General features: G+C 54.8%; 14 protein-coding genes. 13 read left to right on the forward strand and 1 reads right to left on the reverse strand.

Annotated elements, in window-relative coordinates:
* Positions 1-27: 27 nt before the first annotated feature.
* On the reverse strand, positions 28-2,178 hold the full coding sequence (locus F8A88_RS11775; protein ID WP_151151359.1) for an EAL domain-containing response regulator: 2,151 nt from the start codon (positions 2,176-2,178) through the stop codon (positions 28-30).
* Positions 2,179-2,364: 186 nt separating this feature from the next.
* Here F8A88_RS11775 and F8A88_RS11780 point away from each other — a divergent pair, with 186 nt between their 5' ends.
* From F8A88_RS11780 to F8A88_RS11840, 13 genes are all read left to right on the forward strand, one after another.
* Positions 2,365-2,625: a DUF493 family protein gene (locus F8A88_RS11780; protein WP_151151360.1), complete on the forward strand. Its 261-nt coding sequence runs from the start codon at positions 2,365-2,367 to the stop codon at positions 2,623-2,625.
* Between the two features lie 145 nt (positions 2,626-2,770).
* Positions 2,771-3,625 carry a Fe-S cluster assembly protein NifU gene (nifU, locus tag F8A88_RS11785; RefSeq protein WP_151151361.1) on the forward strand — a complete coding sequence of 285 codons (855 nt, stop codon included), beginning with the start codon at positions 2,771-2,773 and terminating at the stop codon, positions 3,623-3,625.
* A gap of 1 nt (position 3,626) precedes the next feature.
* Positions 3,627-4,823 carry a cysteine desulfurase NifS gene (gene nifS / locus F8A88_RS11790; protein ID WP_151151362.1) on the forward strand — a complete coding sequence of 399 codons (1,197 nt, stop codon included), beginning with the start codon at positions 3,627-3,629 and terminating at the stop codon, positions 4,821-4,823.
* Between the two features lie 2 nt (positions 4,824-4,825).
* Positions 4,826-5,749, forward strand: coding sequence for a cysteine synthase A (cysK, locus tag F8A88_RS11795; protein WP_151151363.1), 924 nt, complete (start codon positions 4,826-4,828; stop codon positions 5,747-5,749).
* Positions 5,750-5,767: 18 nt separating this feature from the next.
* On the forward strand, positions 5,768-6,691 hold the full coding sequence (epsC, locus tag F8A88_RS11800) for a serine O-acetyltransferase EpsC (RefSeq protein WP_151151364.1): 924 nt from the start codon (positions 5,768-5,770) through the stop codon (positions 6,689-6,691).
* A gap of 160 nt (positions 6,692-6,851) precedes the next feature.
* On the forward strand, positions 6,852-9,668 hold the full coding sequence (ileS, locus tag F8A88_RS11805; RefSeq protein ID WP_151151365.1) for an isoleucine--tRNA ligase: 2,817 nt from the start codon (positions 6,852-6,854) through the stop codon (positions 9,666-9,668).
* A 9-nt stretch (positions 9,669-9,677) separates the two neighbouring features.
* Positions 9,678-10,169, forward strand: coding sequence for a signal peptidase II (gene lspA, locus F8A88_RS11810; protein WP_151151366.1), 492 nt, complete (start codon positions 9,678-9,680; stop codon positions 10,167-10,169).
* On the forward strand, positions 10,150-10,911 hold the full coding sequence (lgt, locus tag F8A88_RS11815) for a prolipoprotein diacylglyceryl transferase (RefSeq protein WP_151151367.1): 762 nt from the start codon (positions 10,150-10,152) through the stop codon (positions 10,909-10,911). The genes lspA and lgt overlap by 20 nt, the downstream gene beginning before the upstream one ends.
* Positions 10,904-11,128, forward strand: coding sequence for a PLDc N-terminal domain-containing protein (locus F8A88_RS11820; protein WP_151151368.1), 225 nt, complete (start codon positions 10,904-10,906; stop codon positions 11,126-11,128). Before lgt ends, F8A88_RS11820 begins: the two co-directional genes overlap by 8 nt.
* Positions 11,125-12,009, forward strand: a complete 885-nt coding sequence (locus tag F8A88_RS11825; RefSeq protein WP_241667441.1) for a tetratricopeptide repeat protein — start codon at positions 11,125-11,127, stop codon at positions 12,007-12,009. The genes F8A88_RS11820 and F8A88_RS11825 overlap by 4 nt, the downstream gene beginning before the upstream one ends.
* 58 nt (positions 12,010-12,067) lie before the next feature.
* Positions 12,068-12,511 (forward strand): 4Fe-4S binding protein, encoded by a 444-nt coding sequence (locus tag F8A88_RS11830; RefSeq protein WP_151151369.1) that lies wholly within the window; start codon positions 12,068-12,070, stop codon positions 12,509-12,511.
* Between the two features lie 15 nt (positions 12,512-12,526).
* Positions 12,527-13,054, forward strand: coding sequence for a PilZ domain-containing protein (locus F8A88_RS11835; protein ID WP_151151370.1), 528 nt, complete (start codon positions 12,527-12,529; stop codon positions 13,052-13,054).
* 37 nt (positions 13,055-13,091) lie between these two features.
* Positions 13,092-13,829 (forward strand): protein phosphatase CheZ, encoded by a 738-nt coding sequence (locus tag F8A88_RS11840; protein ID WP_151151371.1) that lies wholly within the window; start codon positions 13,092-13,094, stop codon positions 13,827-13,829.
* Positions 13,830-13,895: the final 66 nt, after the last annotated feature.

The following is a 13,895-nucleotide window of genomic DNA, read 5'->3' on the forward strand; positions in this document are numbered from 1 at the left end:
CACACTCCACTGCAAAAATCTCGACATTTACAAAGACAACGACTTGTTGATCTTCATGAAAAGCTCGGCGTCCTCCTGCGGCACCGGCCTTGAAATCAGATACCCCTGACCGTAATCGCATTGCAAGGAGTAAAGCAAGTTCAGCTGCTGCTCGGTTTCTATCCCCTCGGCCACGACCTCAAGACGAAGCCCATGAGCAAGATTGATAATGGCCCGCACAATTTCTATGCTGGCCGGGTCCACGTCGAGCCGCTGCACAAAGCTAAGGTCAACCTTGAGTTGATCAATGGGAAATCGTTGCAGATAGCTCATGGACGAATAGCCGGTTCCAAAATCATCAATTGACAAAAGCACACCGGATTCCTTGAGCAGATTGAGTTTTCTCACCGAATCCGATGCATCGACCATGACAACTGTTTCGGTTATTTCGAGCTTGAGACAATGGGGCGGCAATTTTGTGTCCTTCAATATCCTGCTCACGTTATCCACAAGATTTCGTTCACCAAACTGGCGAGCGGAAATGTTCACGGAAATGACCAGGTCATTATCCGCCACTCCGTCTTCCCGCCAGCGCTGTACGGTTGAAGCGGCCTCATGCAACACCCACTCACCGATCCCCACGATCAACCCGGTTTCTTCGGCAACATGAATAAATTCCCCGGGACTCACCAAACCTCGCCTTGGATGGTTCCAACGAATCAGGGCCTCAAATCCCGTAACAGAACGGTTTTTCAAATCGACAATGGGTTGGTAGTACAGGACAAACTCACTTCGTTCCAAAGCAAGACGCAACTCGGTTTCAACGGTCATCTTTTCGACGGCCCGTTTACGCATCTTGTCCTTGAAAACAAAATAGTCATCTTTACCCGCATTTTTAGCCGAATACATCGCAGTATGGGCATTGCGGACCCGTTCTTCCGCGCTCTTTTTTCCATCCTGAAAAACATCAAGGCCCAGACTTACGGATGTTTGCACCTCCGAGCCTTCCACCTGCAAAGGTTTTCTCATGGCCTCAACCACTTCGCCTGCCCTTTTCGCAGCCTCCTCTTCCGAGTCCAAATCATCAAACAAAAGCCCGAACTCGTCTCCCCCGAAGCGTGAAACCGTATCGTGCGGATGCATGAGACGTTGCAAGCGTTCGCTGACAGCAAGCAAAACCTTATCACCAAACGAATGCCCGAGGCTGTCGTTGATGACCTTGAACCGGTCAAGATCGAGAAACGCTATGGCAACAAACGCATTGTGTCCTGCCGTTCGAGCCATGACACGTTCCACCCTGTCGAGAAAGAGGTTCCGGTTGGCAAGCCCGGTAAGAGGATCGTGAAGAGTTTGATGGCGCAGCCGTTCTTCGGCTTCCTTGCGACTTGTGATGTCCCGCATACTGGCACGCACACCAAGGGACGAACCATCCTGATCCACGACATCACGCCGCGCCAGACTGAGCCAACGCATTCTGTTTGCTGAATTAAAAATCCTGAAATCAAAGGAATCCTCTTCCGAAAAAGGCTTCCCCGCCATGTGCCGTTCCCACTGCAGGCGGTCGTTCCGATGAATAATCTGCTTCATAAACGACGGGTCATTCATGAATTTCCTGGGAGGATAGCCGGTAATGCGTTCACAGCTCGGGCTTATGTACAACAGCTCGCCGCCATCGCCGTACCAACACTCCCAGTCATAATTGTAATCGGCCACAATTCTGTATCGACGTTCGGAATGCTCCAAGGCCCGCTTGGATTCCTGCAACTGGTCAATGGTTTTTTCCAGCTCTCGAGTTGTGCGTTCCAGCCCTCTGGTCTTACGGTGCAACTCCACGAAAATTCGTACTTTGCTTTTGAGTATGCCCGGCTCTACTGGCTTGAAAAGATAATCGACCGCTCCCAGCTCATAGCCCCGGAACACATGACGCTGTTCCTTGCTGATGGCCGTAACAAATATTATGGGAATATGACGACAGGCCTCAATGCCCCGAATTCTCTCTGCTGTAGTGAATCCGTCCATCTCTGGCATCATCACGTCAAGAAGCACCACGGCAAAATCATAATCCTCAAGATATGCCAAAGCCTCCCTGCCGGATGAAGCCTTAACCACATTCAAGTCTAGCCCAGTCAGAACCCCTTCAAGCAGGCGCAAATTTATCCGCTCATCGTCTACGACCAGCACATCCACTTTTTCATCCATGCCGCGTCCTTCTCCGGAACATTGACTCCCCACTATTTTGGAACACTTTCAAAGTTACTATATTCGTATAAGTATGACATTATAATCAAATTGAGAGCCCCCCGAACAGACACAACCAACTATTTGACATTCATACTCGGGACATTATTGTCCATGACTCAAAGATCAAACCTGAAAGGATGTCCAATGAGTAACGACAACGAACGCTTCTGCCAGCGCTTGGACGAGCACCACCAATGGCCCTGTCCATACATGTTCAAATTCATCGTGCCGACCGAAAAACTGAACGATTTCAAAACGCTGTTCCCCGATGAGGAACTCGCCCTGCGCGAATCTCGAACAGGTAAATATACAAGCGTAACCATGGAAACCACCATGTGTTCCAGCCAATCCGTAATGGAAGTGTACGAAAAAGCTGCACAAATACCCGGGATAATGAGCCTCTAGAAAAGAATACCTTTTTGGTATACTTTTCTCTGCGCGAATCATGGACAATGCCCCAAAAGGACTTAGCTCTCATGCTGGCAGTATGATACCATGAAATAAAAATTGCGCAAAAACATACGACCGTTCAAGTCTATGGGAGAATGCCATGTGGGAATATACGGACAAGGTAAAGGAACACTTTCTCAAGCCCAAAAATGCCGGAAGCCTTGAAGACGCTGACGGCATCGGCGAGGTCGGCTCACTTGCGTGCGGCGACGCCCTCAAACTGTTCATCAAGGTCGATGACAACGGAATCATAACCGATGCCAAATTCCAGACATTTGGTTGCGCCAGCGCCATAGCGTCCAGTTCCGCGCTCACGGAAATGATCATCGGCATGAACATCGAGCAGGCGCAAAAGCTGACCAACAAGGATATCGCCGAATACCTGGGCGGGCTTCCCCGTGAAAAGATGCATTGCTCCGTCATGGGCCAGGAAGCGCTCGAACAGGCCATTAAAAACTACCGGGGCGAAGCTGGTACCGTTGCCGAGCATTCCCATGAAGGCGAGCTTATTTGTGAATGTTTCGGCATCTTTGACGAGGAAATCCTGCGAGCCATCAAAGAAAATGACCTGAAGACCGTGGAAGACGTCACCAACTTCACCAAGGCCGGAGGCGGCTGTGGCAAGTGCATTCCGGACATCGAGAATCTGCTGGCACAGGCACACGGCGAAAAAGCAACCTGCACGGTCCCGGAGCCCACGGACTCCCCGGCCGCAGGGCTGACCAACCTCCAGCGCATGCGCCTCATCGAACAGGTCATCGATGAAGAAATCCGCCCCATGCTCCAAAAGGATGGCGGCAACATCGAACTCATCGACGTGGACAGGACCGACGTCTATGTCCGCCTGCTGGGGATGTGTGTAGGCTGCCCGTCCAGCCAGGCCACGCTCAAGGGCGTGGTGGAGGCGAGGCTGCGCGAAAAGGTCGATCCCGAAGTGACCATCAAGGAGGGCTGACATGCAGACCATATACATGGATAATAATGCCACGACCAAGGTGGACCCTGCCGTTTTGGAAGAAATGCTTCCCTACCTTTCCGATCTGTATGGCAACCCCTCCAGCATGCATCGATTCGGCGGTCAGGTGGGTGCAAAAGTTGCCGAGGCCCGTCAACGAATCGCCAACATCCTGCACTGCGACCCTTCGGAAATCATTTTCACGGCCTGCGGCACGGAATCGGACAATACGGCCATTCGATCCGCACTCAGGGCAAAACCCGACAAAAAACATATCATCACGACCCGCGTGGAGCACCCGGCCATACTCAGTCTGTGCAAGCACCTTGAAAAACGCGAAGGGTACGATGTCACCTACCTGCCCGTAGATGAGGACGGCAATCTCGACGTGCAGGACTTCAAAAAGGCCATTCGAGACGACACGGCCATCGCCTCCATCATGTGGGCCAACAATGAAACCGGCGTGCTCTTTCCCATCGAGGAACTCGCGGCCATCGCCCAGGAACGTGGCGTCATCCTGCATACGGACGCCGTTCAGGCCGTGGGCAAAATACCCATCGACCTTTCCAGAACGCCCGTGGACATGCTCTCCCTTTCCGGCCACAAGCTGCATGCGCCCAAAGGCGTGGGTGTCCTTTTTGTCCGCAAACGGCTGCCCTACCGACCGTTCATGATCGGCGGCCATCAGGAACGCGGACGGCGCGCCGGAACGGAAAACACTGCGGGCATCATTGCTCTGGGCAAGGCGTGCCAATTGGCAACGGAACATTTTGCCGAAGAAACCACCACGGTCAAGACGCTCCGCGACAAACTGGAAAACGGACTGCTCAAGGCCGTGCCCCATGCCAAGCTCAACGGCGACAAGGAAAACAGGCTGCCCAACACGTCCAACATCTCCTTCGGCTATGTCGAGGGGGAAGCCATCCTGCTCATGCTCGACGAACTGGGCATCTGCGCCAGCTCCGGCTCCGCCTGCACATCCGGCAGCCTGGAGCCATCCCACGTGCTACGGGCCATGGGCGTTCCCTTCACTTTCGCCCACGGCTCCATCCGTTTCAGTCTCAGCCGCTTCAACACCGAAAAGGAAGTTGACTTCATCATTGAAAACCTGCCCGGGGTCATTGAAAACCTGCGCGCCCTGTCCCCGTTTTCCGCGGAAAACGATGCGCCCTCCTGCACGCCGAGAAGCACGGAATAACCATGAATATTGCCGAAAACATGATCGAACTGGTGGGCAACACGCCCATGGTCCGCCTCAACAAACTTTCCAAAGGCCTGCCCGCAACCGTGGTGGCCAAACTGGAATTCAACAACCCATGCGGCTCAATCAAGGACCGTATCGCCTGCAACATGCTTGAAAAAGCCATCGAGCAGGGTTTGGTCGACGAGAATACGCTCATCGTCGAACCGACCAGCGGCAACACCGGCATCGGCCTTGCCTTTGCCTGCGCCGTCAAGGGACTGCGCCTGACGCTGACCATGCCCGAATCCATGAGCATTGAACGGCGCAAGCTGCTCACGGGATTCGGGGCCGACTTGGTGCTCACGCCTGCGGACCAAGGCATGAAGGGAGCCATTCACAAGGCCGAAGAGCTTCTGGAAAGCAACGACAACGCATTCATGCCCATGCAGTTCGAAAACAAATTCAATCCGGACATTCACAGGCGCACCACGGCTGAGGAAATCTGGAACGACACCGACGGGAAAATAGACATTTTCGTGGCCGGAGTCGGAACCGGCGGAACCATCACCGGGGTCGGGGAAGTCCTCAAGAAACGCAACCCCGACATTCGCATGATCGCAGTCGAACCGTCCCTTTCACCCGTGATCTCCGGCGGCGCGCCCGGGCCGCATCCCATTCAGGGGATCGGAGCAGGCTTTGTGCCCCCAATACTCAACCGTGACATCATTGATGAAATCATCACCATGGACGGAGAGCTCGCCATTGAAACGGCCAAACGCCTGATCACCGAAGAAGGCATCCTGTGTGGCATCTCCTCCGGCGCCAACTGCGCCGCAGCCCTTGAACTAGCCGCACGCGAAGAAAACAGGGGCAAACTCATCGTATTCATCGTCTGCGATACCGGCGAACGCTATCTGAGCACGCCGCTTTTTCACGACTGATTTCAAGCAAGGACCGTCATGACCAGCACCACAAAATCTCTTGATTCCATCGTACGCCAACTCGACACCAACGGGCATGAACTGCTCTCGCGAGCCCACTCGGGAGAGCGGCCCATGCCTTCGGTGGAGATACTGTCGGACATCGTGGAAAACCTGCGTTCCGTCCTTTTTCCGGGGTACTACGGACCGTCGGAAATCACCCCGGAGAACATGCCCTATCACATTGGTTCCACATTGGCCCGGGTGGAACGGCTGCTGGCCGACCAGATCAATCGCGGCTACTGCTTTGTATGTGAACGGGATCAACGGGACCTCTGTGCGGATTGCGAAAAACGCTCCAAGGACACGGCACGCAAATTTCTTGAATGTCTGCCGGAAATCCGCAACCAACTGCTTTCGGACGTAGAGGCCGCCTACGACGGCGACCCCGCAGCCAAAACGCATGGTGAAACCATTTTTTGCTACCCGTCCATCCGGGCGCTCACAAACCACCGCATTGCCCACGAGCTCTATCGGCTGGACGTGGACATCATCCCCCGCATCATCAGCGAAATGGCCCATTCTGACACGGGCATCGACATCCACCCCGGCGCCAGCATCGGCAACCGGTTCTTCATCGACCACGGCACCGGGACCGTGATCGGCGAGACATGCATCATCGGCGACAACGTGCGCATCTACCAGGGCGTGACCCTTGGGGCCAAGAGCTTTCCCAAGGACGAAGGCGAACGGTTGGTCAAGGGGCTGCCGCGCCATCCCATCGTGGAAGACGATGTCATTGTGTACGCCGGGGCAACGATTCTCGGTCGAGTGACCATCGGCAAAAACGCAGTGATAGGTGGTAACGTCTGGGTGACGCGAGACGTACCGCCCGATGCCAGACTGGTGCAGTCGAAATCCATGCACCTGGCCTTTGAACAGGATGCAACGGATATAGCCTGAGTCATTCATTGGGCCGGAGGTCGTACTTCCGGCCCTTTTTTACGCCTCTTATGCAGGCCAGTCTTGACTTCCGGCCCCGCTTGCACCAAAGTAACCAGTTGCTTTCAGCAGCACATAATTTTCATACAGTAATATACGTTTTCGGAGGACGTCACACATCATGAGCGACTATAAAAAAACCCTTCTGCTTCCCAAGACCAAATTTCCCATGAAGGCAAACCTCAAGCAACGCGAGCCTGAAATGCTCAAGTTCTGGGAACAGATCGACGCCTACAGCCTCATGATTTCCTCCGGCGGCGAAAACGGCTCCTACTGCCTGCACGACGGCCCTCCCTATGCCAACGGGCACATTCACATGGGTACTGCCCTGAACAAGGTGCTCAAGGACATCGTGGTCAAATCCCGCAACATGCAGGGCTATACGTCCCAGTATGTTCCGGGCTGGGACTGCCACGGCCTGCCCATCGAGCACAAGGTCGAACAGGAGCTCAAGAAGAAACGCAAGGAACTGCCCACGCTGACCGTGCGCAAGATCTGCCGCGAATACGCCAACAAGTGGCTGGATGTGCAACGCAAGGAATTCAAACGCCTCGGTGTGCTCGGCAAATGGGAAGAGCCCTACCTGACCATGAATCCCAGCTATGAGGCAGCCACAGCCCGAGAACTGGGTCGTTTCATGGAGAACGACGGCGTTGTGCGCGGCAAGAAACCCATCTACTGGTGCTGCGATTGTCACACCGCCTTGGCCGAAGCCGAGGTCGAATACGCGGACCACACTTCACCGTCCATCTATGTGCGCTTCCCCATGGCCGACCCCAAGGCCGCTGAAATCGCCGACGTGGACGTGAACAAGCTGTACATCGTCATCTGGACCACCACGCCGTGGACCATTCCCGACAACATGGCCGTGGCCGTGCATCCGAATTTTGATTACGTGTTCGTGAACGTGGGCGGCGATGTCTATGTTGTTGCCGAGGGCATGCTGGAAAGCGTAGCCCAGGCCGTGGGCTGGGAAAACCCCGAAATCGTAGCCACGGTCAAGGGCTCAGAACTGGAAGGCCTCAAGCCCAAACACCCCATCTACAATCGCGAATCCCCGGTGGTGCTGGCCGACTATGTCACGCTCGAAGCCGGTACCGGCTGCGTGCACACCGCGCCCGGCCACGGTCCGGACGACTTTGTCACTGGCATGCGCTACGGCCTTGAAATCTATTCGCCCATGAACGACCGCGGCGAATTCCACAAGGATGTCGAGTTCTTTGCCGGGATGAACGTGTTCGACGCCAACCCCAAGGTCATCGAAAAGCTGGAGGAACTCGGCAATCTGCTCGGCTCCTCCTCCATCACGCACTCGTACCCGCACTGCTGGCGTTGCAAAAAGCCGGTCATCTTCCGCGCCACCACCCAGTGGTTCATCGGCATGGAAGAAAACGACCTGCGCAAACGTTCATTGAACGCCATCCGCAACGACGTGAGCTGGATTCCGGCATGGGGCGAAGAACGAATTTACAACATGGTTGAAAACCGCCCGGATTGGTGCATCTCCCGCCAGCGCAACTGGGGCGTGCCCATCTCCGCGCTCATCTGCGAGGAATGCGACGAACCGTGGTACGATGCCCAGTGGGTCTACGACCTGTGCGAAAAATACGAAAAGCACCCCACGGGCTGCGACTACTGGTTTGAAGCGCCCATGGAAGACATCGTGCCCCAAGGTCTGACCTGCCCCAAGTGCGGCGCTGCCAAATGGAAGCGGGAAACCGACATCCTTGACGTATGGTTCGACTCCGGCACCAGCTTTGCCGCCGTGGTCGAACAACGAGAGGAAACCACCTACCCGGCCGACCTTTACCTCGAGGGTTCGGATCAGCACAGGGGCTGGTTCCACAGCTCGCTGCTGGCCAGCATGGGCACCCGCAAGGTGCCGCCCTACAAATCCGTGCTCACCCACGGCTACGTGGTGGACGGTGACGGCCGCAAGATGTCCAAATCCATCGGCAACGTCATCGCGCCGCAGGAAATCATCGACAAATACGGCGCGGAAATCCTGCGTATGTGGGTCTCCGCGTCCAACTATCAGGAAGACATCCGCATTTCGGATGAAACCCTGAACAGGCTCGTGGACGCCTACCGCCGCATCCGCAACACCTGCCGTTACCTGCTTTCCAACCTGAACGACTTTGCTCCGTCCGACCGGGTCGCGGTTCAGGACATGTTGCCGCTGGATCGTTATGCGCTGGAACTGGTGTCCAGAAGGCACGCCACCATCCAGAAGGCATACCGCAACTTTGAATTCCACAAGGTATACCACACACTGCACAATCTCTGCGTGGTGGACCTGTCCGCATTCTATCTCGACATCATCAAGGACCGCCTGTACGTGGAGGCTCAAGACGGACGCAAACGCCGCTCCGCCCAAACCGTACTTTGGCAAATCCTGATGATGTTGCTTGAAGACATGGCCCCGGTGCTTTCCTTCACCGCGGAAGAAGCCTTCCAGCAACTGCCCGAGGCCATCAAAAACGAACTTGCCGACCTCAAATCGATATTTGCCCTGCGTTTTGCCCCGGATGAAACCGAAATGGACGAAAACACATTCGCCCGCTGGGAAAAACTGGCCATGATCCGAGCCGAAGTGAACAAGGCCATCGAACCTAAGCGCAAGGACGGTGTCATCGGAAAGCCGCTGGACGCTCACATCACCCTGTATGCTGATGAAAAGCTCGCCACCCTCTTGCAGAACGCCGAGCTTGATCCCATGGAATTCTTCATTGTTTCCAAGGTGGACATCAAGCCCCTGTCCGAGGCAAGGGACACGGCCATTGCCGCCGAGGATATTGAAGGACTGAAAGTGGACGTGGCCGCAGCACCCGGCGAAAAATGCGAACGCTGCTGGAGAATCTGCGAAGACCTCGGCACAAATGCAGACCACCCCACGGCCTGCCCGCGTTGTACAGCCGTGTTGACCGGAAAGGCCTAGGAAATCCGCATGAACCGTTATTCGCTGGCTGCAATATGGGCCGCAATTTCGACCATTCTGGATCAGGGGACAAAACTCCTGATCCTTGAGAAATTCCCGATGTGGTCATCCAAGACCATTATTCCGGGCTTTTTCAACCTCGTCCACGTGCACAACAAGGGGACGGCATGGGGCGTTCTGGACCGGGACGACATCAGTTGGCAAGTACCCATGTTCATTGCCATCACATTGATCGCCCTTGGGTTCATCATCTACATGCTCAAAAAGACCGATGAGCGTGACAAATGGATGGTCACCGGTCTGGGCCTGATCGGCGGCGGTGCCATCGGCAACCTCATCGACCGGATACGTCTGGGAGAGGTGGTTGATTTTCTTGATTTCTACATAGGCACGTATCACTGGCCAGCTTTTAACGTAGCGGACTCCGCGCTCACAATCGGAGCCGGGGCCATTCTGATCTCCATGTACCTGAACAGGGACAATGCAACCCCTGCTGCTTGAAATAGGACCGGTCGCCATTTACGCCTATGGCGTATTTGTGGCAGCCGCCTTTCTGGCTGGGATGGGTTGGACCATGCACGAAGCCGGCTTACGCGGACTGGACAAAACCAGGGTTCCCGCTCTCGGCCTGTCCATTATTGCGGGCGGAATTCTAGGGGCTCGCCTGCTCTATATCTGTATTGACCCGCAACGGTTCATCAATGATCCGCTGGAAATACCTGCCATCTGGAACGGCGGGCTGGTCTTCTCGGGCGGACTCGCCGGCGGCGTGCTGGCCGGATGGTTGACGCTACGCAAACAGCCGCACAAAATGCAGTGGGCGGACGCCATGGCACCGGGCCTTGCTCTGGGCCAATGCATTGGAAGAATAGGTTGCCTCATGGCCGGATGCTGCTATGGAAGCATGTGCACACTGCCCTGGGCAATAACATTCACAAATCCGCAAAGCCTTGCACCGCTCTACCGCCCCTTGCACCCGACCCAGCTTTATCACAGCCTCTCGGGACTGCTGACTTTCCTTATTCTCATCATGGTCCGCAAACGCCTGAAACGTCCGGGAGACGCCACAGGGCTGTTTCTTGTGCTCTTTTCTGTACAACGTTTCGTGATCGAATTCTTCCGGGCGGACTATCGCGGTGAAATCGGCATGTTCAGTGCAACACAGGTCGTCACCGGAGTATTTTGTCTACTCGGTCTGATCCTGCTTTTAAAAAATCATGCAAGGAGTAAACGCAATGTTTGACAAGCTCGGAGCGGTCACCCCGCTGCAATGGGGGCTTGCCGCCCTTGTCGTCTTGCTGTTCTTCGCGTTCAGCGCACGATGCATTCTCGATGCCTGGAACCGCGATTTTGGTTCATCCGGAGAAAAAGCCGCCTGGATTCAGGTAATTATTTTCATTCCAATTCTCGGCGCGCTGGCTTATCTTCTCATTGGTAAAAACAGAGGAGAGCAATCGTGAACAAATCATTGAGAAATATCATCCTTGCCCTTGCGGGCACGGCACTGCTTTCCGGTTTGGGCTGCGCATCCAAAACCGATGTGGAATCCATGCAGGCCGCCAACCGCAGAACCAGTGCAGAACAGCGCAAAATGATCATGCAGTTGGAGCAGGAACTTTCCGAAGCACGTGCAGCACTGCGCAATGAAATTGAAAAATCCAACGATCCTGTGCGCCAGAAAACCGCCGACATATGGGTTGAGCTGAACAGCCTGCGCCAGGATTTTGCCCAACTCAAGGGCGACCTGGAAGTCATGGAGATCAGGATGGACCGCCAAGTGGGGCAAAGCAACTCCACCTCCACAGTCCCTGCCCTTGAACAACGCATCGACAACATGGCCTTTGCTCTGGAAAACCAACTGAACGTGGACCTCTCGGCAGCAAAGCAGACTCCGGCAACCACGCCCGTGACAACCGCGGCAAGCCCGGCTCCGGAAAAGCAACCTGCCAAGCAGGCGGAAGCCAAAGACCCGGCAAAGGCGCTCTACGACAACGCCTATGCCTTGTACAAGGACGGCAAATACGAAAAGGCGCGCTCCTACTGGGCCGAATTCGTCAAAACGTTCCCCAGGAACAAGCTCGTTGCCAGCGCCCTTTTCTGGCAGGGGCAGTCCTATTACAAAATGAAAAATTACTCACGAGCGGCACTTCTGTATGATGACGTCATCCAGAAGCATCCCAAAAGCTCCAAATTCCGGGCGGCCAAACTCAAACAGGGATTCTGCCTGCACTATCTCGGCAAGGACAAGGTTGCCAGATTCCTGCTTGAGGAACTCATCGCCGACTACCCAAAATCCGTGGAAGCCAAGCAGGCCAAAAACTTCCTCACCAAGTTGAAATAGGCGGGTTGCGGTTATGATAAAGGCGTGCCATAAAAACGAAAGATGTGATGGGACTGACATGAAAGAAGTAGTCAAGGGTTTCAGAAAAATCGTCTATTTGACCTTCCCGCCGGACGTTTCCGGCAGGCCGGTGGTGTGCAACCTGGGCAAGCTGTTCGAGTTGAGCTTCAACATTCTCAAGGCGGACATCAGCCCACGCCACGAAGGCACCATGACGCTCGAAATATCCGGCCTTGAGCCGGACTTTCACAAGGGCGTCAGTTACCTCAAGGAAAACGGCGTACGCATCATACCGGTGGCGCACAAGATCTTCCGGGATGAAGAGAGCTGCATTCACTGCGGCCTGTGCACCTCCATGTGTCCCACCAGTGCGCTGACCGTGGACAAGGGAACCCGCATGGTCACCTTTGACGTGGATAAATGTTCCGCCTGCGGCATGTGCACCCGGGTCTGTCCGGTTCGGGCCATGACCCTGGATCTTGACGAAAACAACAGACAGTAACCCTGCGAGGTGAAGATGGACAGCGAAAAACGATCGTTTTCCCGAGTGGAGACCCGCCTGTTGGCGTATGCACGCAAAACGGATTCGCTGGACACTCCGCCCCGGTTCAATGCCACCCCGGCCCTGGGGTCCTGCAGCCGAGACGAACTCATACGAAGCGCCAAGCTTCCCGAAGCCCTCGTCACCTTCCTGTGCGAACTGGACAAGAAAACCGACCAGATCATCAGCCTGTTGAGTCAGGACCAGATTCGCTCAGAATTTCCCTTATCACTCGAAATCACCGAACTCTCTGGCGCAGGAGCACGATTTTCCTGCCCAGCCCCTCTGAGCAGCGACGACAACCTTGAAGTCATTATCATCCTGAACAACTTCCCTCTGCGCGTTTCGGCGACAAAAGCCCACATTGTCGGGAGGCAGGATGACTCGGGTCTATACCGCATGGAATATGTGAACATCCGTGAAGCCGATATGGAGACGATCATTCAATATGTTTTCCAAAGGCAAAGGGAAATGATCCGCAACTCCAAGCGGGATTCAGCGTAAACGCCTCTCTCTGCCGGATGCATAATCAGGAGTATTCATGAATTCAAACGAACAGATCATCAGAGAGATGATGGACAAGGTCTCCGACCAGCTGGTTGAAAACCTCAAGGAATCCATCACTGCTTCCGTCCAAAAAGAAATAGCCGCCAACCTGTCCACAGCCCTTCTTGAGGGTGAATTCTACCGCCGGGTCAATGAAGACCTGCAGCAGGGCCTCAAGGAAATATACCAGGAAGTAAAGGCAGCCAAAGGCGGGACCAAGGTCGTGCCGCAGTTCGAAACCGAAATTGATCCCGAAGAACTGTTCAACGAAACCTCGGACCAGCTTGACGCCGTGCTCAGAACCACGGAAAAAGCCGCCGTGGACATTATCGACATCGTGGAAAACCTTCAGGACATGTCCACCACCGTGGACCGCATCGTCAAAGGGTTCGAGTCCGGCGGTGTGACCAAGGAAGACAGAGAGCAACTGAAAAGCATCAACAACACCCTGATGAACGATCTCTCCCAGATCATGGTCACCCTGAGCTTCCAGGACCTCACGGGCCAACGCATCAAAATCATCATCAACTCCATCCGCAAGGTCGAACAGATCGTTCGCGAGGTCATGCTCTCCACAGGACTCATGATCCGCCAACGAAAAGAAGAGCCGGAAAAGGACATCCAATCCCTTTCCGAAGAGGCAAAAACCAAAGCATCGGACCTTGCCGGACCGCAGGAAGAAACAGACCAAAGCAACGTGGACGACCTGCTCAGCTCTCTCGGACTCGACTGACCCCTTTTCCTGAAATATCACGAAAAAATCCCCTGCTTCATACGGAAGCAGGGGATTTTTCAACAG

This window comes from Pseudodesulfovibrio senegalensis (assembly GCF_008830225.1).
Lineage (GTDB): Bacteria > Desulfobacterota > Desulfovibrionia > Desulfovibrionales > Desulfovibrionaceae > Pseudodesulfovibrio > Pseudodesulfovibrio senegalensis.